The organism is Maribacter corallii (assembly GCF_047345415.1).
GTDB lineage: Bacteria > Bacteroidota > Bacteroidia > Flavobacteriales > Flavobacteriaceae > Maribacter_C.
The window spans coordinates 68,606-89,763 of sequence record NZ_JBLFEP010000008.1; the positions used below are offsets into that span (position 1 = coordinate 68,606).

General features: G+C 41.8%; 15 protein-coding genes. 5 read left to right on the forward strand and 10 right to left on the reverse strand.

The genetic code is table 11. From position 1 onward, the window contains the following. The first annotated feature begins 301 nt into the window (after positions 1 to 301). Positions 302 to 1,393, forward strand: coding sequence for a helix-turn-helix domain-containing protein (locus ACKWCA_RS23620; protein ID WP_413980721.1), 1,092 nt, complete (start codon positions 302 to 304; stop codon positions 1,391 to 1,393). Here ACKWCA_RS23620 and ACKWCA_RS23625 read toward each other — a convergent pair whose 3' ends face one another. Next, positions 1,394 to 2,710 carry an alpha/beta fold hydrolase gene (locus ACKWCA_RS23625; RefSeq protein ID WP_413980722.1) on the reverse strand — a complete coding sequence of 439 codons (1,317 nt, stop codon included), beginning with the start codon at positions 2,708 to 2,710 and terminating at the stop codon, positions 1,394 to 1,396. It lies immediately after the preceding gene. A 377-nt stretch (positions 2,711 to 3,087) separates the two neighbouring features. Here ACKWCA_RS23625 and ACKWCA_RS23630 point away from each other — a divergent pair, with 377 nt between their 5' ends. Further along, positions 3,088 to 4,107, forward strand: a complete 1,020-nt coding sequence (locus tag ACKWCA_RS23630; protein ID WP_413980723.1) for a DUF5700 domain-containing putative Zn-dependent protease — start codon at positions 3,088 to 3,090, stop codon at positions 4,105 to 4,107. A gap of 458 nt (positions 4,108 to 4,565) precedes the next feature. Here ACKWCA_RS23630 and ACKWCA_RS23635 read toward each other — a convergent pair whose 3' ends face one another. From ACKWCA_RS23635 to cobA, 9 genes are all read right to left on the reverse strand, one after another. Beyond that, entirely contained in the window at positions 4,566 to 6,008 is a 1,443-nt protein-coding gene (locus ACKWCA_RS23635; protein WP_413980724.1) for a rubredoxin, read from the reverse strand. Between the two features lie 89 nt (positions 6,009 to 6,097). After that, positions 6,098 to 9,628, reverse strand: a complete 3,531-nt coding sequence (locus tag ACKWCA_RS23640; protein WP_413980725.1) for a molybdopterin-dependent oxidoreductase — start codon at positions 9,626 to 9,628, stop codon at positions 6,098 to 6,100. 155 nt (positions 9,629 to 9,783) lie between these two features. After that, positions 9,784 to 10,452 carry a response regulator transcription factor gene (locus ACKWCA_RS23645; RefSeq protein ID WP_413980726.1) on the reverse strand — a complete coding sequence of 223 codons (669 nt, stop codon included), beginning with the start codon at positions 10,450 to 10,452 and terminating at the stop codon, positions 9,784 to 9,786. 284 nt (positions 10,453 to 10,736) lie between these two features. After that, a complete protein-coding gene (locus ACKWCA_RS23650) occupies positions 10,737 to 12,029 on the reverse strand; it encodes an alginate export family protein (RefSeq protein WP_413980727.1) in 1,293 nt (430 codons plus the stop codon). A gap of 111 nt (positions 12,030 to 12,140) precedes the next feature. Continuing rightward, positions 12,141 to 12,962: an ABC transporter ATP-binding protein gene (locus ACKWCA_RS23655; protein ID WP_413980728.1), complete on the reverse strand. Its 822-nt coding sequence runs from the start codon at positions 12,960 to 12,962 to the stop codon at positions 12,141 to 12,143. Positions 12,963 to 12,974: 12 nt separating this feature from the next. Continuing rightward, complete coding sequence (locus tag ACKWCA_RS23660) at positions 12,975 to 13,814, reverse strand: ABC transporter ATP-binding protein (protein WP_413980729.1); 840 nt, start codon at positions 13,812 to 13,814, stop codon at positions 12,975 to 12,977. 58 nt (positions 13,815 to 13,872) lie between these two features. After that, entirely contained in the window at positions 13,873 to 14,973 is a 1,101-nt protein-coding gene (locus ACKWCA_RS23665; RefSeq protein ID WP_413980730.1) for an ABC transporter permease, read from the reverse strand. A 38-nt stretch (positions 14,974 to 15,011) separates the two neighbouring features. Then, on the reverse strand, positions 15,012 to 16,391 hold the full coding sequence (locus tag ACKWCA_RS23670) for a CmpA/NrtA family ABC transporter substrate-binding protein (RefSeq protein WP_413980731.1): 1,380 nt from the start codon (positions 16,389 to 16,391) through the stop codon (positions 15,012 to 15,014). Positions 16,392 to 16,636: 245 nt separating this feature from the next. Next, positions 16,637 to 17,410, reverse strand: coding sequence for a uroporphyrinogen-III C-methyltransferase (gene cobA / locus ACKWCA_RS23675; RefSeq protein WP_413980732.1), 774 nt, complete (start codon positions 17,408 to 17,410; stop codon positions 16,637 to 16,639). A gap of 124 nt (positions 17,411 to 17,534) precedes the next feature. On the opposite strand from cobA, the gene nirB reads away from it, so the two are divergent. The 3 genes from nirB (at position 17,535) to ACKWCA_RS23690 (ending at position 21,146) form a co-directional block, all read left to right on the forward strand. Continuing rightward, positions 17,535 to 20,039, forward strand: coding sequence for a nitrite reductase large subunit NirB (gene nirB / locus ACKWCA_RS23680; RefSeq protein ID WP_413980733.1), 2,505 nt, complete (start codon positions 17,535 to 17,537; stop codon positions 20,037 to 20,039). 114 nt (positions 20,040 to 20,153) lie between these two features. After that, positions 20,154 to 20,531, forward strand: coding sequence for a nitrite reductase small subunit NirD (nirD, locus tag ACKWCA_RS23685; RefSeq protein WP_413980734.1), 378 nt, complete (start codon positions 20,154 to 20,156; stop codon positions 20,529 to 20,531). Positions 20,532 to 20,552: 21 nt separating this feature from the next. Continuing rightward, positions 20,553 to 21,146: a DUF4202 domain-containing protein gene (locus tag ACKWCA_RS23690; protein ID WP_413980735.1), complete on the forward strand. Its 594-nt coding sequence runs from the start codon at positions 20,553 to 20,555 to the stop codon at positions 21,144 to 21,146. Positions 21,147 to 21,158 lie beyond the last annotated feature (12 nt).

Genomic DNA, 21,158 nt, shown 5'->3' on the forward strand with positions numbered 1-21,158 from the left:
TTTTAGTCTCATTTCAAGTTTTGAGACCTATTCACAATGATTTTGGCCTACGCCAAATCATTCGTTTTTGGGAAGACCGGATTTTTAATTCATATTTACAGGGTCGGCTTGAAGTTTCGAAAAATTAGCATAAATTGAAAAAGTTCTAAACCGGTGAGACGTATTGATAATCCTCTTTATCGAAGTATAGAGGTATCAATAGTGTATGGCTTTGGTTTTTGAAATCAGTTCTCTTGGGCTATATCAAACAAGGAATGTCTTAACGGTTATCTACTTGTGGTTTGAATAAAATAGACTGAAAATGAATGCGTATTGGGCGGAATCGATAGCCACCGGAATTTTTGTTTGTTTATACCTTCAACTTTTGGTTTTGGGTATTTTCAATTTATGGAATAAACCTGTGAAGAATAAAATTCTAGGTGCTTTGTGTTGCTTTCTCGCCTTGCCCTTTATCTATACGCTGTATTGGCCGACATTCAACAACAACTTGTTTTTCAATATTTTGCTGGGGGGCTATAAACACGTTTTTCTACCTGCTTTTTTGTTTCTATTTATCTATACCATACAGCATAAAAAAATAGGCAAAAGAAAGTTGCTTGTTCATCTGTCATTGCCTGCACTTTTACATGTGACCTACATGACCATAAAGTTTGGCTTCAAGGACTTTTATGCCGAAAACATCATTCGTATTGTCGCCGCTGTTCATCTATTTATATTTTTCTCTTATCTGTGGTATCTCTTTTTGGGTATTCCAATACTGAAGATCCTAAAGAGCAAACTTCTAAAAAAGAGCTACATACGCTATGCGCTTTTTTTCTGGATCATATCGCTCTATCAACTTCGTTTGAATACGAAAACCTTATATGAAATTATGCTGCCCGAATCGGATTATCGGGCGTCATTTGATTTTCTCTTCCAGGATTTTTATCAAATCTTAGCCATATTGGTTACCACTGGTATTTTGATCTTTGCCATTTTAGAATCTCCCAGTTTAAAATCAGCTCTTCTGGGAAATCGTATTTACAATAGGTACGACACCATCTCCGATGAGGATGTCATACGGCAATTCATACAAACCCATTTTGATACCAAAAAAGTATTCACCCAACCTGATTTCGACTTGAAAAGTTTATTGAAAACGGACAAAATCTCGGCAGCTCAGTTCAAGTTGTTTTTAAAAAAAGAATTCGACCAGACTCCTCTTGAATTCATAAATACCTTACGGGTAAATGAATTCAAGTCGTTAATTGTACTGGAGGAAAACCATAAGTACAGTCTGATCGGAATCGCCGAAAAAGTAGGGTTTTCGTCGAAGGCCACCTTTTATCGGCAGTTTAAGCAACGAGAAGGTATCACCCCAAAGCAGTATCAAGAGCAGATGCGACCCCTATAACTACTGGTCCTTTTTTAAGATTTCCCAAGCCCAATCGATAATTTGCTGGCTAACATCCGACTCCCATTCGCCTGGTTTAAAGTGATAACTACTGGCATAATCAGGGTGTAAGGTACTCCAATGGTCAAGACCCTCATATTTAAAAAGCTCATAATCAGGATGGTCATTTTTTTCTAGAACCGACACAATCATATCGTTATCACTTTCGGTCATTATCCAATCATTGGTTCCCCATCGTATTCGGGCAGGTACCTTCAGGTCTTCCCATTGCTTGGCAAAGTTGAAATCCTGTACTTGGTGATAATACTGCATTGACCTACCATACATGTGGTACAACCCTTGCCGATGGTACTTTTTATAGGCAGGATGATCTTTTAGTATGGCTGCAAAACTGCGTTTTTTAACAAGCATTTCATAATACAACGGAATGTAAACCGTATTCATCAGTTCATAAACTTCTTCTTGTGTCTTGCCTTCTATATTCAGTATTCTTCGCTCGATCTCCAACATATGCTCAAACCAGGTTTTAAAAAAAGTACCATCAGAGATAACCCCGGCGAGGTCATAGGTATTTGCAAGGTATGGTGCTAGGGCACTACCCATACTGTTGCCATAGACAACAATTTTAGTGGTATCGACGTAAGGTCTGCTTTTCAAATATTTGACCGCGGATTCATATCCGTTTAGTTCTGTTTTGAAATCAACTTTTCCGCAGTCGCCTTCACTATCACCAACACCGGGTTTTTCAATTCGAAAAAGTACCATGTTCGATTTTTCGGCAAGGTCTTGTATGAGCTTTACCCAATTGTTACTCCTGCCAGAATACTTTTCCACTGAAGAACAACTTAAGCCTTGTATGAGAATAATGGCCGGGTTTTTCTGCAACTCCTTTCCTTTTGGTATCGTTATTATGGCACGTTGCTTTATACCAAAATCATTGACCACTGTCTCGTACAGGGTCTTTACATTGCTATTCTCTTCATAGGGCATTGCCTTCAGCCGCACTATAGCTGAAACGAGCTTTCCATTACGCTTGACCTCGATTTTAGTATCCGCTACAGATCTCAAACCGTAGGTGATTGCACTCCAATCCTCTTGATTGCCTACAAGTCTGTCATTTACCGCAATTATCAGATCTCCTTTTTGAAACCCCGCTTTGTCCAAAGGAGAACCTGCTATGATAGCGTTTATCACCGCTCCTGGAGTCTTATTATCGGGCCAAGCGATTTTTGATTCAAAGGCGGCCCTTCTAGGTAAATCTTGGGCAAAGGAAAGAGTGCTTGAAAAAAGTACTACTAGTGTTAAATACTTGAACATTTGAATTTGATTTATTTAGATGATTTGACTTATTCAAAAAAAAATCTCATAAAATGGTCGATTGTAAGTGAAACTTCGAGTTTGCGAGCCGTGAAGTCACTGTACCGTTAGAAACATCGGCTACCCCTGCCCCATCTATTCCTCCAACAATCACTTCCCGATTCTCCTATCACTTTAGGAGAAAAGACCAATCAATAACAGAAACATTTTTTTCTGACGCCCATTACGATTCTCGAAGGTATATGTCGTAATAACATCCTTCGAAAACAAGAAGTCTCAAAAATCGGATTGAGACCAGTTCGCAATACAAATCAATCGAAATAAAGATTTTTTTCCATCCGGTTGCTTATTTTTAGGACGGACGCTAAAACCAACTGATGAAAAACCATATTTTTTGCTTTATTGCCCTACTTGTCCTCCCTTCCTTATATGGACAATTAGAGATTACCTTTAATTATGACATGATCGAGGGTATCCAAACCCTTCGGACTGAAGACACCATTACCGATATCCGTTTTGAGCAACTGGTCTCCAGTCAAGGAACGCAGGGTTTTCTAAAAAAAATGAAATCCTACCGCCCGTCGGCCAACGAAAAGGCATTTAAAGAAAGTTTAGGCCACCTGTTGACCGAAAGTGATGCTCCGGATCTGTTTTTCTATAGTCGTGTCAAGCCCAAGTTTCAAATCGGTGCCGAATTTGTCACCAATCTCAAAACGGAAGAGTCCAAAATAAAAAGGGCTTTGATTGAAAGCCTAGGCGACTTTTTGCCGGCGTCAAACCAGCGTCATATCACGTTATATTTCGTTTTTGGAGCTATCGGTGGAGGATGGACGATGGACGGTGAACCGAATTCCTTTTATATAGATGTATCGTCTTTTGAAAAAAACGATGCTGTCGGACTTCAACTCCTTTGTAAGCATGAAGTCTTGCATCTTATACAAGACCAGACCAGGCCTAAGCTCTCAAAGAACGAACCCGCGGCCTACTATATAGAACAAGCTTTCCGGGAAGGAATGGCCACCTATGTTGCAGATTTTACAAAGGTCGAAAATGCCAGCGGCTATGCCCTGTTCAATCAAAAAATTTACAACAAAAACCAGCGGCGCAAAGAGACAAACTACAGACTCTTTGAATTGTTGGTTATTGATTTGTTCGAACAAAGATGTGACTACGACTTTGTTGATGATCTTTCGTTGTCCGGCATGTATGATAGTCCCGCTTATTTTGTATTCTATGACATGATGCGCACAATGGAGTCCAAATTAGGTACATCACAGGTAGTAAAACTGTTGGAGTTGAGCGCAATCGATTTTATTTGGTCCTACGAGCAATTGGAGGAGACCGATTACCAGTTCTCCGAAAAGTTTTCCCAAGTCTTGGCCAAGCTAAAACATTGAATATCAATACCAAAAAAGGCTAATGATGTGCTTTGAATTCTAACAGCCTGAACCTTCTGTGCTCAAGTGACCCAGTCATCCTTGCAGTTGAATAATAGAAAGACATTACTCAAACTCCGTATCGATCAAAGCATTAAAGCGATTCTACTTACTTCAATGAGTTTTGGTTTCAATTTTCAATACACATCACCCAATTCAATGACCGGTGGACTTACCTTAATTTTGAAAGCTTCTAAAAACAAAAAAGTGACCTGCTTTCGCAAATCACTCTTCCGGTTAGTCGGGACGACAGAACTAATACTATATTTATTATAATTACTTAAAGACCTTATTTTACATGATTGCCTAACTCCAAACTTGGTTCAAAATGGCACTCATAAAGGCAAATTTTACGCTTCCTTTACACTACTGAATTGGAAAATCAATCAATACACCAAAATTGCCAAAAATTTCTTGAATTAGAAACTATTGATTTCTAACTCTACTTTCTCAAAATTCTTCTTTGGGGAATCACAAACCGGGCATTGGTAAGATTCCTTCAAATCTTTAAAAATAGTCCCCGCCGATATTCCTGCTTTGGCATCGCCATACAATTTGTCGTATACGGTAAAACAAGATTGGCATTGATAGACGAACTGCTTTTGCTTTTCACTGTTGCCATTCACGGGTTCTTCTCTTGTTGCCAATTTGCCCAATTCGACAAAGTACTTTTTACTGAGCTCCATTAACAATCCTGGGAGTTCTATCTTATCTACGTCCTGCGCGTAAGCCATGTATTTTTGTGTATTCGGGTCAAAATTTTCGAAATGCAATACATTATAGGTTGGTCGTACTTCAAAGTCTTGTACAATTGCAGGAAGAGCATTCTTCTCAATAATCACCGAAGCAAAATGAGAACGTTTACCGACATCGTTACTAATTCCGAAAGTTAGGCCATAGGTGCTGATATCATTTTGGTCGAAACTTCTGACTAAGAACTTCTTGAGTTCCAAAGCTTCTGAATCATCTACGGGCACATGCCAATTCATTTCCAATTGGGAGTGACGTACATTGATTCCCCATTGTCCTAAAAAGCGTTCTAATTCTAAGCGACTGTCTTTTTTTATACCTTTTACGATGAAGGATTTCCATGGAGTAATACATATTTTACCAATACTATTATCCAAACAAAAACCACAAAACTCCTTTAAAAAAGCGAGGTCATACTTGTTGTTTCGCCAATACAAGCCCAGCCAATATTGGTCAATCCCCATACGGTTCATTCCTTCGTAATAGGGAAAAGTCGTATACTCGATTTTCAATTCTTTTTCAATGGCCTTGTTATTCGTATCCAACTTTTTGCTGAGTACAAAAAAGAGCTCGTCCACATCTTGAATATCCTCGTAAATGGTTTCAATAGCCTGGGAAATTTTGGCAATATCCCATGTATAAATCAATACGGGATAGGTAGCCGACCGCTGCCAATGGGGAAGTTTGACATTCAAATACCAGTAATCTTCGCTCTCAGAGGCAACAAAATTCAAGTCACCACTAAAAATGGGTACCAGTCTTTGTTTCGGGTCAGTGATGTTGATTTTAAGCTTGGGGTTATCGCCAAAACCTTCTAAAATATAGAGATAAGTAGACCCTTTCAACCAATAGGTCATGTCAAAAATATCTGCGGAAACATAGCTGCACACAATATTCTGATACTTGCGTTCACCAACAATTTCGGTATTGAATTGCGAGATACTTTCTAACTGTACTTCGTCGGCCGCCTTCATCGGAAAAAGCAAATCTTGGCGTGACCCAAAATGGACTTCCTTCAAACCAGCAGTCTCTAGCATGAAAATGATATCTTTCAATTCTCCCGGTGAGGTCACTCCCCCACGTATCAATATGCGGTGCAAATCGTCATTCATAGTTTTATCATTAAACTAAAGTCATGCTGAGTGGAGTCGAAGGGCTACGTCCATCTAAACATTTCTACTCCGCTCAATTTGACCCTCTGCTATTGTAAAATTGCGAGCTGACCATCCAACAAAGCTTTTACTTCTGGCTTACAGCTACCACAGCCCAAACCGGCCCCGGTTTCAGAACATAGTTTATTAAAAGTATCACAGCCACCGGCAATAGCATCCCATATATTACCTTCCCCAACCTGACTACACGAACAAATCAGTTTTCCTTTTAGTGGCATCGTATTTGACGCTCCACGCAGGAGTTCATTCCGTTTTTCAGAGAGTTCGATTTCTTCTTCAATCAAGCGCTTGAACTCTGCAAATTCGTTTTTATCCCCCATCAGAATAGCTCCCTTTAACATATCATCTTTAACGATACATTTTTTATAGAAGCGTTTACTGGCATCCATCAAAATTATTTCCTCATAGGCACTATCCTCTTTTGGCGCGTTCACCATACCGATACTGCACAAATCAAGATTCTCGAACTTTAGAATATTCATTAATACGGAACCGGTATAGATACTGCTAAAATCCCCGAGAATATAGTTGGCCGCAATGTCAGCTTGTTGCTCCGCGGCGGATGTGATTCCGAATAGCGCGTTTTCAAACTCCGCAATTTCACCCAAGGCAAATATCGAAGGATTGCTTGTTTGCAAATACGAATTGACGACTACCCCACGTCGGGTTTCGAGATTCGATTGTTTCGCCAGTTCAATATTCGGTCGTGTGCCAATTGCATAGACGATAGCATTGCACTGTATCGTTCGACCTGTTTTGAGATTCACCAAGAGGGAGTCCGTACTTTCCTTTTCCTCAAAAACGGTGCTCACTTCATTATCAAAATAGATGTTGATTCCTCGCTCGACAACATCCTCGGCCAATAGGCGACTCGCTACATTATCGAGCTGTCGCTCCATCAATCGGGGGGCGCGTTGTACAATGCTGATATTGACGTGTATTTTCTTTAAGGCCGCGGCGAGTTCTAATCCAAGTAATCCCCCTCCTACGATGACCACATGCTGTTCTTCGGCCGCCAATCCGGTTTCTTTCAGGTATCTTTTCAGCTTGTCGGCATCACCACGTTCACGCATCGTAAACCGACCCGGAACGTCCATTTTTACTTCGCTGGGTACAAAGGCGCGACTTCCTGTCGCCATCACTAGCAGGTCGTATGAATGTTGGTTTCCATCAGTATCCATAACCTTTTGGGCAGTTTCATCGATGTTTGTTATTCCGATTCCGGGATGTAGGTTTACATTCAACTTTTCCAGTTCGCCTTGCTTTAGTTTTTCTAGGGATTCCCAAGACAATTCATCACTCACATATTCTGGAAGCAAAACCCGATTGTAAAAGGGGTCCTTTTCTTTGGAAAACACATGCAAAACATCTTTTTGATTTTTCTCGCGATACGATTGTATAAAGCGATAGGCAGCAGCCCCAGCACCGATGACGACTATTTTCTGCTCTTGCTTTACAAATTTCTCCACTTGAACCGCACAGTATTTAAAATCAGGTTCTTTGGAAACCGGGTCGACAATATCATTCGTAATATTATTGGCGCGACCAAAATCATTATTCAATACTTTGCCCCAATGCATCGGAAGAAAAACGACACCATCCCTACTATCGCCAGTCACTTTTACCTTTACTTGCACTGCTCCCCTACGGCTTTTGATAACGGCGATATCACCATCTTTCAGTTTTCGTAGATACGCATCAACCTTGTTCATCTCAAGATAAGGTTGCGGAATATGAGTGAGCAAACGCTTGACTTTTCCTGTTTTGGTTCGGGTGTGCCATTGGTCCCGAATACGACCTGTATTTAAGATTAAAGGGAAATCAATATCAGTTGCTTCGGATGAATTGTAAAGCGTAGCTGGTGTATTAAAATGTGCCTTCGTATCATGCGTATAGAAGATATTGTCCTTGAAAAGTCTCGGGGTACCCGGATGCGTAGGATGGGGAACCGGCCATTGAAAACTTCCTTCGTTTTTTAGTCGGTCATAATTGAGTCCGGAAATATCGATATTGGTGCCTTTGGTCAACAGACAATGCTCGTCATAGACTTCGCTGGCAGTGGAGTAATCAAAACCTTTAAAACCCATCGCTTGTGCAAAGCGCCACAAGATTTCCACATCGGGCAAAGCTTCCGCAGGTGGGTCGATTACTTTGGGCAAATAGCTGATACGACGCTCAGAATTGGTCATCGTTCCCTCCTTCTCTAACCAACCTGCTGCAGGTAGGAGCAGATCTGCGAACTTGGTAGTTTCAGAATCATGGGAAATATCCTGAACTACCACAAAAGCTGCATTTTTCAATGCACGTTCTACTTTGTGTGCGTTGGGCATACTTACGACCGGGTTCGTACAGATAATCCAAATAGCTTTTAGTTTCCCTTTTTCCAAAGCATCGAACATTTCGGTGGCCGTATAACCGGGTTCACCTTGGATTTCCTTTCCTCCCCAAAAATCATGGACTTCTTTTCTATGGATCGGATTTCCTAAATCTTTATGAGCGGCCAAAAGGTTTGCCATCCCTCCTACTTCACGACCGCCCATCGCGTTGGGTTGTCCTGTGAGTGAAAATGGACCGCAACCGGGTTTGCCAATTTGACCCGTTAAAAGGGAAATATTGAGAAGGGACACGTTCTTAGCCACCCCAATCACACTTTGATTGAGTCCCATCGTCCACATGCTTAAAAATTTGCTCGATTCTGCAATGTACTGCGCCGCTTTGCGGATTTCAGAGGCTGGAATACCACACTTGTCTGCCGCTTGTCTAATGGAAAGGGAAAAGGCCATTTCTTTGACGGCCTCAAAATTGACCGTGTGCTTCTTTATAAAATTCTTATCGATTTTTCGTTTGTCTATCAACCAACGGGCAATCGCATTGAATAAAACAACATCGGTACCGGGAAGAATCTGCAAATGCAAATCAGCTGCGGCGGCTGTTTGTGTTTTTCTAGGGTCAACAACAATGACTTTGACTTCGGAGTTATCTGCCTTCCGTTGCTCTAAACGACGATACAAAATCGGATGGCACCAAGCGGGATTCGCACCGGCAATCAAAAAAGTATCGGCAAGTTCTATATCCGCATAAGCAATGGGCACGGAATCTTCACCTACCGTTTTTTTATAGCCGACCACCGCAGAACTCATACACAAACGAGAGTTGGTATCGATATTATTCGTCCCGATAAAGCCTTTGGCGATCTTGTTGGCAAGGTAATACTCCTCGGTCAAGCATTGACCGGACACATAAAAGCCCACACTATTGGGACCATGTTTGGCAATGATACTTTTAAAAACCGCGGCGGCGCGTTCAAAAGCCGTATCCCAAGAGACTTTTTGCAAGGGGTGGTTTCTGCTCCAACGCATTTCAGGGTGCAAAATACGGTCGCTAGTATCTTGGGCTACATAATTTAGATTGCGCCCTTTAGAGCAGAGCATACCTTTATTTACAGGGTAGTCTTCATCACCTTCTACCGTAATCGTACCCCTAGTATCTACAGTAACTTCAATACCGCAACCCACACCACAATAGGAACAAATCGTCTTTTCTGTTTTCTTTTTCTGCATTGCGCAATCTATCTATGACAGCATCATATTTGAACAAGCAAATTAGAAAAATACGTACTAATACGTAGTAATAATATGGTAATAGTTAGCGGGTATTTTCAGGGTATTGCTAAAAAAAGGGAATGAAATTACTATTATCAAAATATAAATCGGCCTTAGACCAAATTGAATTCTTGTGCTTTTTTTGAGAGGTCCATTAAGTTTTTGACCGCCATCTTGCGCATGAGATTAAAACGGTGTGTTTCTACAGTACGTTTGCTATTTTGTAGCTTTTCGGCAATTTGTTTATTTGTCAATCCTGATAAGACCAACTCTAAGACCTGAATTTCCTTATTGGTCAAATCAAAGGGATTGTTCGTACGTATGTTTTTGTCGTGACTCTCATTACTCTTTGCTTTTGGATTCAGCAAATTGTTGACCAAAACATTCGAAATATCCCCGCTATAGTACTTTCCACCTTCCTGTACCGTATGAATGGCCTTGATGAACTCTACTTTACCGGTATCCTTGAGCAAATAACCCTTGGCACCTGCCGCCACGGATTGCAAAATATACTCCTCAGAATCGTGCATAGAGAGAATAATGCATTTGACTTCTGCATTTGCAGCACTTAATTTTTCCACCGCTTCGATACCCGTCATCCTAGGCATTCGAATATCGATAATCAGTATATCCGGTTTTTTGGCTTCTACAAGCGCTATTGCTTCAGTACCATCAGCACCTTCCCCAATAACAACCAAATCTTCTTCGCTTTCTAAAAGGGCACGAATACCATCGCGCACTAGTACATGGTCGTCAACTAAAACTATGGTAGTTTGATTCAAAATACGATAATACTATAAGTAGTTATACGTACAAATATAGCATTTTTGTTGGGTGCTCGACGTGGAATGTAGGATGTTATTCAAATGTCAGTCTGAGCATAATCAAAGCCCCTTTGTATTCCTAATCCTTCGACTCCACTGAGGATGGCGCAGCGTAAAAGTGTTTCAATACACTTCAAAGGAGCCTGTACAAATCGAAGTCAAGTACTCAGGATGATCGTACGAACAAAAAAGCTACCACAACCCCAGAGGGTCATGATAGCCTATCGAAGCATCTTTACGGACTAGTCTTTCTTGGCCGTGTTCAGGAATTTTGGTTTCATGGTGAGTTGCACCCAAGCCCAGTTTTGCGTACCGGCGGCCAAATCTTCGGAAACTCCTTTCAACTCATACATACCGTCGTTCGCGAACATTTGGGAATAGCCGATCGCTAACCCGTAACCTTTGAATTTCTTGGCGAATACCAGGTCTACCTCTGTGCCCAATGACTTTTCTCCACTCGCTAATTCTTGCTCTCCGCTGAAGTTCAACACCTTTACCAATAAACTTGAGGTCTTACCAAGGGTAAACTTGGCACTTGCGTGTATGTCGAACAATCCAATGGAATTGGCATGATTTCCAACATAGAAATAATCCATAAACCCGTTGAACTTATGATTGGTGCCATATAAGGGAAAGAAGGCTCCCGTTTCGCCCGCTTCTCCATCATTTCCGCTGATGACCTCGACCCCTATGCCTAGACCTACCTTTGAGGTCGCCTTATAACTCAAGTCCAATCCCAGTAAATAAGCACCTTTGACATCGACTTGCCCCTGTCGTTCACCTGTTTGAATAAAGGCGTTGAGCGCCGCCCCGAAGCTTCCTTTTTTATAGTTCAAATGGGTTCCTAGGGTCTGAAGATTACTAGTACCATCGGCTACACGGGCATCCGCTTCTCCCGTAAAATTCTGGAAGCCATTGTTCAAAAGCAATAAACTTCCTGAAAGATTCGTCCATTGTTGTTTCAAATAGGCATACTGCATGGTCTTATAGGTAAAGAAACCTGCTGTGTTATAGGCCGTTCCAACGGACTGAAATCCTGTGGGATTATCAAAATCCTGACTAAAGGCGAGACCGATATCGAGCATGAACTTCTCGCTCTTGTATTTTAGAAGCCCCGCATCATGATTACGTGCTTGTTGTGCCCAATCGAGTCCGCCAAAAATGCGTTGGTCATCATAGGAGAGTACTTGGCGCCCTAGTTTTGTAGACCACCCCTTTCCAAGGTGGATATTTGCCCAAGCCTCGAAGACCGCAAAAGAATCGTTTTGATCATCGGGCAATATTTGTCGATTTTCCCCCCAAACCATTACATCCTGTAGGCTAACATAGAATTGATAGGAATCAAAGGTATACCCCGCATTAAGACGTATTCTGGTCGAAATCGCGTAACCCGGATCCGCAGCATCGGGAATAATGCTTCCAAAGCCATTGCGGTACTCTGTTCTCGGCTTAAACTGACCATCTAAAGTAAATTGTGCAAAGGTAAATGTAGTGCATAGCAAGGCTAGGACAACTACGAGTTGTTGTTTTTTCATCTGTGTATTTTTAATGGATTCTTAAAGGTTGTATGTCATTCGCCACTATAGCAATCGAAAGGCAATAACGCTTAGTAAGCTCAGTTCATACGTGTGATTTAATTTTGGTTATCAGTGCTCTAAAAAGTCTATCAAATGTTTGCGATAGGTGTAATAATCATCATGCTCCAATACGGATTTTCTAGTACGGGGACGTTCGAATTCAATATCCAGTATATCTCCAATTTTAGCCCTTGGACCACTGGTCATCATAACCACCCTATCGGCCAGAAAAATGGCTTCATCAACATCATGTGTAATCATTACGGCGGTAATTTTTTCTTTGTTCCAGATTTCTATTAGAATGTCTTGCAGTTCTCCACGGGTCAAGGAATCGAGCATGCCGAAAGGTTCATCGAGTAAGAGCACTTTGGGCTTTATAGCAAAAGCCCTGGCAATACCAACTCGTTGTTGCATGCCTTGCGATAATTCGATGGCCTTTTTATCGAAAGCGCCATCAAGTCCTACTTTGTGTAAATAGTATTTGGCGATGTCTTTTCGTTGTGCCTTTGTAGCATGGGGAAAGACTTGATTGACTCCCAACAACACATTTTCCAAAGCGGTCATCCAGGGCATGAGACTTGGCGATTGAAAAATCACTCCGCGATCGGGTCCAGGGCCTTTTACAGGGTTCCCCAAAACGGCAATGTTTCCTCCTGAAATTGGGTTTAGGCCTGCAATCATTGATAACATGGTCGTTTTTCCGCAACCGGAGTGCCCGATAATAGTAACGAACTCTTCCTTCATTATTTGCAGGTTCAAATCTTCCAATACCACATAATCACCTTTTGGTGTGGAATATACCTTCTTCAGTTTCGATAGGTCCAACATCACTTTCGACGGAAATAGAATTCCGTTTTCGGTGATTGGTTTTGTCATACTTGCTGTACTCATGGTTTTCTTTTTTTAGGCTACAAAACTCTTTGGTGGGATTTCAGGAAGTACGAATTCCTCTTGGGAAACCGATTTACGAGACTCACCTATATCCATCAAGTATTCGATGATGGCATTTCTAGTTTTCTTATAATTTGGATTATCATTCAAAGCTGTCTTGTCTCTCGGCCGTTCAATATCAATTTTAAACTCCGGACCCAAAGTCGCATTTGGTCCAGGCTTTAAAGGAATAATTCTATCCGCCATATAAATACCTTCGTCTACATCATTGGTAATCAAGAGCGCAGTGCGTTTGTCTTTACTCCAGATATTCAAAATCTCATCTTGAAGATTACCCCGGGTCAGAGCGTCTAAAGCTCCTAAAGGTTCGTCCATGATGATCATCTCAGGATTCATGGCCAAGGCCCTTGCGACCGCCACACGCTGACGCATTCCCCCAGATAGTTCCTTTGGTCTTTTGTTAATCGCAGGCGTTAGGCTGACCATATCGACATAGTCCCGAACCCTCTGCTGTAATGTACTTTTAGACTCCTTTGGAAAAGCTTCTTTGACCGCCATATAGACATTCTGCCCTACCGTTAACCACGGCAATAAGGAATAGTTTTGAAAAATCACGCCCCTTTCATGACTTGTATCCACCACAGGTTCTCCTTTGAACAAAACCTCACCGCTGCTTGGCTTTAGGAGTCCATTGATCAGGTTGACCAAAGTTGTTTTTCCACTTCCGGTAAAGCCCACGATGGCAACAAATTCTCCTTCCTCTATAGAGAGATTGATATCTGAAAGCACTTCAGTAGCGTTTTCTCCTTCTCCGTAGGTTTTATTGATGTTATTTAGTTCTAGGTATGCCATCTTTTTAGTTATGAATGATTCGTCTTACGTCTAGCAGTGTAGCTGTCTTATATCTTTTTTATACTCCCTCGTTTTTGTTGAACGAGACCATATTCTGTACGGTTAGCATCAGTCTATCCAATAAGAAACCGATGATACCGATGATGAACATGGCCACGATAATTTTTGCGTTTGAATCGTTCGCTCCGTTTTGGAATTCTTCCCAAACAAAGAGTCCTAGTCCTTGACTTTGGGCCAATAGTTCGATGGCAATTAAAACCATCCAAGCTACTGAAAGGGTAATTCGTAATCCCGTAAAGATCAAGGGTAAGGAGGAAGGCAAAATCACTTTAAACACCTTTTGAAACGTGCCTAATTTTAAAACTTTTGCAACATTGATGTAATCTTTATCCACCGAAGAAACGCCCATAGCCGTATTGACGAGCGTCGCCCACATGGCACATAAACCCACACTTATAAAGGAAATCACGAAAGCATTATCCGAGCTATCCCCAATATACAAGGTCTTTACGATCATGAAAACCAGTAAGTACCAAACTACAGGGGATACGGGTTTAAAAACTTGAATAAACCAGTTGAACGCACTTCGTAACGAGGGACTCAAACCGATAATAACTCCAATAGGTACAGCAATTAAAAGCGCCAATAGAAAACCAGCGAACACGGTTTTTATACTGGTCAAAACAATATCCACAAAGGAGGCACGACCGGTATAGACAATCGCATCTTTACCCTGTTCCACTAACTTGATATTCGTTTCGGCCATCTTTTCAACAAAGGCTGCTTTGTCTGCAGTAATTACTTTGTGGTCTGCAATTAAGGCCTGTAGCGAACTCCAAACTTGAGCCGGAGAAGGCAGTGTATTCGGTTGACAACTACTATCGCCTGAGGCGATACAGGCACGTTCGGCATCTGCCGCTGCCTGCCCCTGTTCCGTTAGTGCCTTCTCGATTTTGTAGGCTGCTTCTTTATTATACAGGGCCTTGGAACCCAAATGCCATAAGCCCAAAAACAATAGGATCGAGACAATGGTAATTCCCGTTTTCTTTAAGGAAGAAATAATATCCCCCTTTTGAAACTTTGGCGTAAACTTGACGACCAAAGGCTTTAAAAATGCCAAGGGTTGACTTTCTTTTTTTAATGTGATTTCTTGTTCCATGCTGCTTTACTTTGCTTCGATTATGAGAATAGAATTTCTTAGTCTTTATTTCCGATGGAAAAACTATTGATGTATCCGATTGGATCTTTTGCATCGAAGGACGTTCCATCAATAAAATCAGCGGTTACGGGTTTGTATCCATCCGTTTCAGGAATATCGGTTGCGGGAATTTGTCCTTCAGCCACCAACAAGTCCGCAGCTTTTTTCCAGATATCAGGACGGTAAATGTCTTTGATGGTCGAACCATACCACTCTGCGGTTTTTGTTTCAGGAATTTGTCCCCATCTACGCATTTGCGTTAGGAACCAAATACCATCCGAATAAAAAGGATAGGTTGCATTGTACTTGTAAAAGACATTGAAATCGGGCATCTCGCGCTTGTCACCTTTTTCGAATTCGAAAGTTCCGGTCATAGAATTCGCCAATACCTCTTCTGGCGCACCTACGTATTGAGACATAGAAAGAACCTTTACAGCCTCCGCTCTATTCGAAGGCTCATCCAGCCATTTACCTGCACGAATCAATGCTTTGGTAACAGCAACCGCCGTATTCGGATTGTCATCGACAAACTTTTTTGTCATTACGAAAACCTTCTCAGGATTGTTTTTCCAGATATCATAGTTCGTGGTTACAGGAACTCCGATACCCTTAAATACAGCTTGCTGATTCCATGGTTCACCCACACAGTACCCATAAATAGTTCCAGATTCCAAAGTAGCTGGCATTTGCGGCGGTGGTGTCACCGAAAGTAAAACCTCAGCATCAATTTGACCCTGTACGTTGTCAGCAGTGTACATGCCCGGATGAATTCCGGCAGCCGCCAACCAATATCGAATTTCATAGTTGTGTGTGGAGACAGGAAATACCATTCCCATTTTAAAAGGTTTACCACTATTCTTGTAGTCGGTAATTACGGGTTTTAACGCGTCTGCTTTAATAGGGTGAATCGGTTTTCCATCGGATCCTTTCGGAACGTTTGGTTTCATTTTTGACCAAACATCATTCGAAACCGTGATTCCATTTCCGTTCAAATCCATGGAAAAGGGAGTTACCAATTGTGCTTGTCTTCCGAATCCGGCACCAGCTGCAATAGGCTGTCCGGCCAACATGTGCGAACCGTCTAACTGTCCATCAATGACGCGGTCCAATACATTCTTCCAATTCGACTGGGCTTCAACAGAAACAAAAAGCCCTTCCTCTTCAAAGAACCCCTTTTCTTTGGCGATAGCCAAAGGAGCCATATCCGTTAATTTTATAAACCCGAATGTGAGTTGTGGTTTTTCAATATCCAATTGTTGTGTTTTTGATGCGACGGCTTCAGAAGTCTTTTCTGTGGCTTTTTTAGCTTCCTTTCCACCACAAGCAACCATTAATAGGGTTACCGATAGAAAAAAGGAGATTTTCAAAATTGATTTCATATTCAATACGATTTATAAGGTTATACTACTTAACGGGTCAAAAATACGTACTAATACGTATTTATACGTATTTATAGTGCCAAATATTTGTTGTTATACGTATTTTTATGAGGATGGGATAAAGTGTTCTCTGAAAATCCAGAATTGTGAAAAAAGAGATAATGAAATTGAAGAATTCAAAAAAAAAAATAAAAAAGAAAGAAAATTAAAGTATCAATCAACTGACCTTATTTACTAAGATACACCTATAGGCTAGAATGGAGTACGCGCTGTACCTCTTCTTCAAAAAAGGCAGGGTGTTCGGCCACTACATTTCCTATAATGATAATTCCAGGTTTGGAAACATCCAAAGTTTCATAATATGAATTGATTGTGCCCAAGGTACCAATGGTACAGCATTCATTGTCAAGAGTTCCATTTTGAACAATAGCTATTGGCATCTCACACCCTCTATATTTACTAACTTCAAGAGTTATTTTCGATAATTTTCGAATACCCATTAGAATGACCATGGTCGCTGAAGATTTAGACGCATAAATCAAATCCTCGGAAAAAGAACCGTCGCGCTTGGTCGCTGTCATCACCCAAAAACTACTACTAACGCCGCGTCGTGTCATGGGTATTCCTTGGCCGGAGGGCACTGCCAAGGCACTTGAAATTCCGGGTATTACGGAAACGGGGATACCAAAGGATTCCACATAATCAATCTCCTCTTGTGCTCGTCCAAAGACAAAGGGGTCCCCTCCTTTAAGACGAACTACATGTCCATATTTGAATGCATTTTCAACCATAAGGATGTTGATATTATCTTGGGTAAAGGAATGCTTACTACAGCGCTTACCTACGTATATTTTCGGTATCGAAGCATCTACTTCCAAAAGAAGCTCCTCGCTCACCAAGGCATCATATAAAATGATGTCAGCAGCATTCAAAACCCTCAAACCCCTTAATGTAATTAAGTCTTTGCTTCCAGGCCCTGCACCTACCAAGCTTACTTTCGGTGAGTTTTCGTTTTTCATATTACTACTTTTTTATGGAAAGATTATCATATCCGCAACAAGAATACGTATTTATTTCCATATAAACAGATAAAAAATACGTATTAATACGTAATATTGTGTTTTCGTATTAAAATCGAAGCTTATGAAAACAGTTGTAGTCGTTGGAAATGGAATGGTGGGGTTTAAATTCTGCGAGAAGTTTGTGGCCCAGTCGGATACCTCTAGCTATAGGCTTATCGTTTTCGGGGAAGAACCTCGCGTCGCCTATGACCGTGTTCATTTAAGTGAGTTCTTCGAAGATGGGGATGCGGAACGCTTGCGTCTTGCACCCAGAAGTTGGTATGAGCAAAATAGAATCGAATTGCATACCCATGAGCGCGTTTCCGACATTGATAGCGACGTTAAAACGGTGACTACCTCCAAAGGCAAAAGTGTTGCCTATGACTATCTGGTACTGGCCACGGGATCCGTTCCTTTTGTTCCCCCTATTCGAGGGGTGGAGAAAAATGGCGTATTTGTATACCGTACGATAGAGGATTTACAAGACACCTTGGCCTATGCGGCAACCATAAAGGGAGGAAAAGCCGCCATACTTGGAGGTGGCCTACTAGGATTGGAAGCGGCAAAGGCCGTTATGGACATGGGGCTCGAGCCACATGTGGTGGAATTCGCGCCAAAGTTAATGCCGCGACAGCTCGACAGTAGAAGCAGTAGAGTACTGCAGGTAAAATTAGAGTCAATGGGTATTCATATCCACCTGAGCAAAGCCACGAATCAGATTTTGGGAAATGGCAAAATCACCGGCATGGAATTCGGTGAGGACGATATCCTAAATGTAGACATGTTAGTGATTTCAGCCGGTATACGACCTCGTGATGAACTCGGTAAAAATGCCGGTTTAACCATGGGAACACGCGGTGGTATTGTAGTCAATAGCAGAATGGAAACATCCGACCCACATATTTTGGCTATTGGCGAGGTCGCATTATATAACCAAATGATCTATGGTCTCGTAGCACCTGGTTACGAAATGGCGCAAGTAGCCGTAGATCGAATTCTCGGGAAGCAAGAATCGGTCATGGCCGCGGAAATCGACATGTCGACCAAATTAAAACTAATCGGTGTTGATGTGGCCAGCTTTGGGACACCTTTTATGCCTCCCGAGAAGGGTCATTCCATCATTTTTGAAAATAAGACGGAAAGTCTATATAAACGCATCAATGTCTCCCATGATGGTAAAAGACTATTGGGCGGAATTTTGGTCGGCGAAGCCGAAGATTACAATATGCTACTTCAGATGTATCAGAATGAAATGTCATTGCCCGAACACCCTGAAGTTCTTATTATCGGGGGGCGCGGTGAAGGTGGCACTTCCTTTGGTAGTGCTATGGATTTACCGGATACCGCAGTAGTCTGCTCCTGTGAAGCAGTGACCAAGGGCGCAATTTGCTCTTCGGTTTTGGACGATGGAAATGAGAATATCAAGTTGGTCGCGAAAGCCACAAAAGCGGCCACCGGGTGCGGCGGCTGCAAGCCGATGGTGGCCGATTTAATAACAGAGAGTTTAAAAACAATCGGAAAAACACTCAGGGTAAACCTATGTGAACACTTCGAATATTCGCGGCAAGAGCTGTTCGACATTGTTAAATTAAGAGGTATACAAGATTATGATGAACTGTTGGACACGGTGGGCAAAGGCCATGGTTGTGAGGTCTGTAAGCCTGCCATAGCAGCCATTTTTGCCAGTATTTACAACGAAACCGCGAACAGACAAAGTACTATTCAAGATACTAACGACAGATACTTAGCGAATATTCAGCGAAACGGAACCTATTCCGTGGTACCTAGGGTCGCAGGTGGCGAAATCACTCCCAAGCAGCTTATCGCCATGGGTCGAATTGCCGAGAAATATGATTTATACACCAAAATCACGGGTGGGCAACGAATCGATATGTTCGGAGCGAAGTTGCATGAGCTGCCTTTAATTTGGGAAGAACTCATCAAAGAAGGATTTGAAACAGGGCAAGCCTATGGGAAATCCCTCCGTACGGTAAAAAGCTGTGTCGGCTCTACCTGGTGTCGTTACGGAATGGATGAAAGTGTAAGCTTCGCCGTAGAAATCGAAAATCGCTATAAAGGCATTCGCTCTCCACATAAATTTAAAGGAGGGGTATCTGGGTGTATCCGCGAATGTGCCGAAGCAAGAGGCAAAGATTTCGGATTCATCGCTGTAGAAGGTGGCTGGAATGTATATGTTGGTGGAAATGGAGGTGCAAATCCAAAACATGCCATTTTACTGGCTGAAAAAGTAGCTAAGGAAACCGCCATAACCTATGTAGACCGTTTTATCATGTTCTATATCAAAACAGCGCTCCCGCTACAACGAACCGCTCCCTGGCTGGAAAAGTTAGAAGGAGGTATTACCTATTTGCAAAATGTAATCATCAACGACTCTTTAGGGATTGTCGACGAACTGGATGCCGAAATGCAGGCCTTGGTCGATTCCTATAAATGCGAGTGGACAGAAGCTGTCGAAACTCCTGAAATAAGAGAGCGCTATACACATTTCGTAAACTCTGAAGAGACCGATGACAACATCGAGTTCGTATCGTTGAGAGCACAAAAAATGCCAAAGGCATGGGTGTGAAATTCAACCCATCATGTTCACTCCCAATTGTTCATTGTTCATTGTTCATTGTTCATTGTTCATTGTTCATTGTTCATTGTTCATTGATAATTGATAATTGTAAAAACCTAAATTATGATTGCTAGTTTAAACCTTTATGAAACTGTACCTGCCGAAGATGTAAAAATTTGGTTTAAAGCGGCAGCGATTTCCAAATTCCCAAAAAATGGAGGGGCATGCATCAAGTATAAGGACAAGCAAGTCGCGATTTTCAATTTCACTAGGAAAAATGCCTGGTACGCCTGTCAAAATCTATGTCCCCACAAAATGGAAATGGTCTTGTCTCGAGGAATGATCGGTGATGAAAACCTAGAACCCAAAGTGGCTTGCCCTTTGCACAAGAACAATTTCTCATTAAAAACAGGAAAACACCTCAATGGGGACTTAGAAGCTATTGCCACCTATCCCGTTAAAATCGAGGATGGCTTTGTGTATGTAGGCTTTTCTGAATAGTTTTGGTCAAAACCCATTGATATGTCGATTTCGGATCAACTACAACATGCTTTTACGCTTTTTGATGCCGCAAATAAGGAAGACCCGAATACAGAAGTCTTCCAAGGAAAAACATATCCTAAAGAATTGCTGTACGCTCAACGAATGACCGAGCAATTGAACACCTTTGCTCCAAATGCCTCCGAGGTCTTGCAGTTGACAGCACGTTGTCAACATATTCGTCGCTGGGAAATCACACGTGATTCCTTCGAAATGAATCGCGAAGGGTATCTAAGATGGCGACAAGAGTTGAAGAAGTTCCATGTCAAAAAAGCGGCTTCCATTTTAGAACAAGTTGGTTACCCAGAGGAAGTGATTAAAAAGGTCGGATTTCTTCTAGAAAAGAAACAATTAAAAAAGAACAAGGAGACACAGACTTTGGAGGATGTCATCTGTTTGGTATTTCTAGAATATTATTTTGAACCCTTTGCCGCGAAACATCCCGAAGAAAAAACGATTGACATTTTACAAAAAACGTGGCGAAAGATGTCCGATAAAGGCCACGCAGCTGCATTGAAGCTTCCGCTTTCCGAAGTGTCTCTTCAACTCGTATCCAGGGCAATTGGTCCCAGATAAATTATCGTCGCA

Bases quoted from the DNA above. Each gene is read 5' to 3' on its own strand.
- ACKWCA_RS23640 (WP_413980725.1), bottom strand. From the start codon at position 9,628: ATGCAGAAAAAGAAAACAGAAAAGACGATTTGTTCCTATTGTGGTGTG.
- nirB (WP_413980733.1), top strand. From the start codon at position 17,535: ATGAAAACAGTTGTAGTCGTTGGAAATGGAATGGTGGGGTTTAAATTC.
- nirD (WP_413980734.1), top strand. From the start codon at position 20,154: ATGATTGCTAGTTTAAACCTTTATGAAACTGTACCTGCCGAAGATGTA.
- ACKWCA_RS23635 (WP_413980724.1), bottom strand. From the start codon at position 6,008: ATGAATGACGATTTGCACCGCATATTGATACGTGGGGGAGTGACCTCA.
- ACKWCA_RS23690 (WP_413980735.1), top strand. From the start codon at position 20,553: ATGTCGATTTCGGATCAACTACAACATGCTTTTACGCTTTTTGATGCC.
- ACKWCA_RS23630 (WP_413980723.1), top strand. From the start codon at position 3,088: ATGAAAAACCATATTTTTTGCTTTATTGCCCTACTTGTCCTCCCTTCC.
- ACKWCA_RS23660 (WP_413980729.1), bottom strand. From the start codon at position 13,814: ATGGCATACCTAGAACTAAATAACATCAATAAAACCTACGGAGAAGGA.
- ACKWCA_RS23620 (WP_413980721.1), top strand. From the start codon at position 302: ATGAATGCGTATTGGGCGGAATCGATAGCCACCGGAATTTTTGTTTGT.
- ACKWCA_RS23625 (WP_413980722.1), bottom strand. From the start codon at position 2,710: ATGTTCAAGTATTTAACACTAGTAGTACTTTTTTCAAGCACTCTTTCC.
- cobA (WP_413980732.1), bottom strand. From the start codon at position 17,410: ATGAAAAACGAAAACTCACCGAAAGTAAGCTTGGTAGGTGCAGGGCCT.
- ACKWCA_RS23665 (WP_413980730.1), bottom strand. From the start codon at position 14,973: ATGGAACAAGAAATCACATTAAAAAAAGAAAGTCAACCCTTGGCATTT.
- ACKWCA_RS23650 (WP_413980727.1), bottom strand. From the start codon at position 12,029: ATGAAAAAACAACAACTCGTAGTTGTCCTAGCCTTGCTATGCACTACA.
- ACKWCA_RS23670 (WP_413980731.1), bottom strand. From the start codon at position 16,391: ATGAAATCAATTTTGAAAATCTCCTTTTTTCTATCGGTAACCCTATTA.
- ACKWCA_RS23655 (WP_413980728.1), bottom strand. From the start codon at position 12,962: ATGAGTACAGCAAGTATGACAAAACCAATCACCGAAAACGGAATTCTA.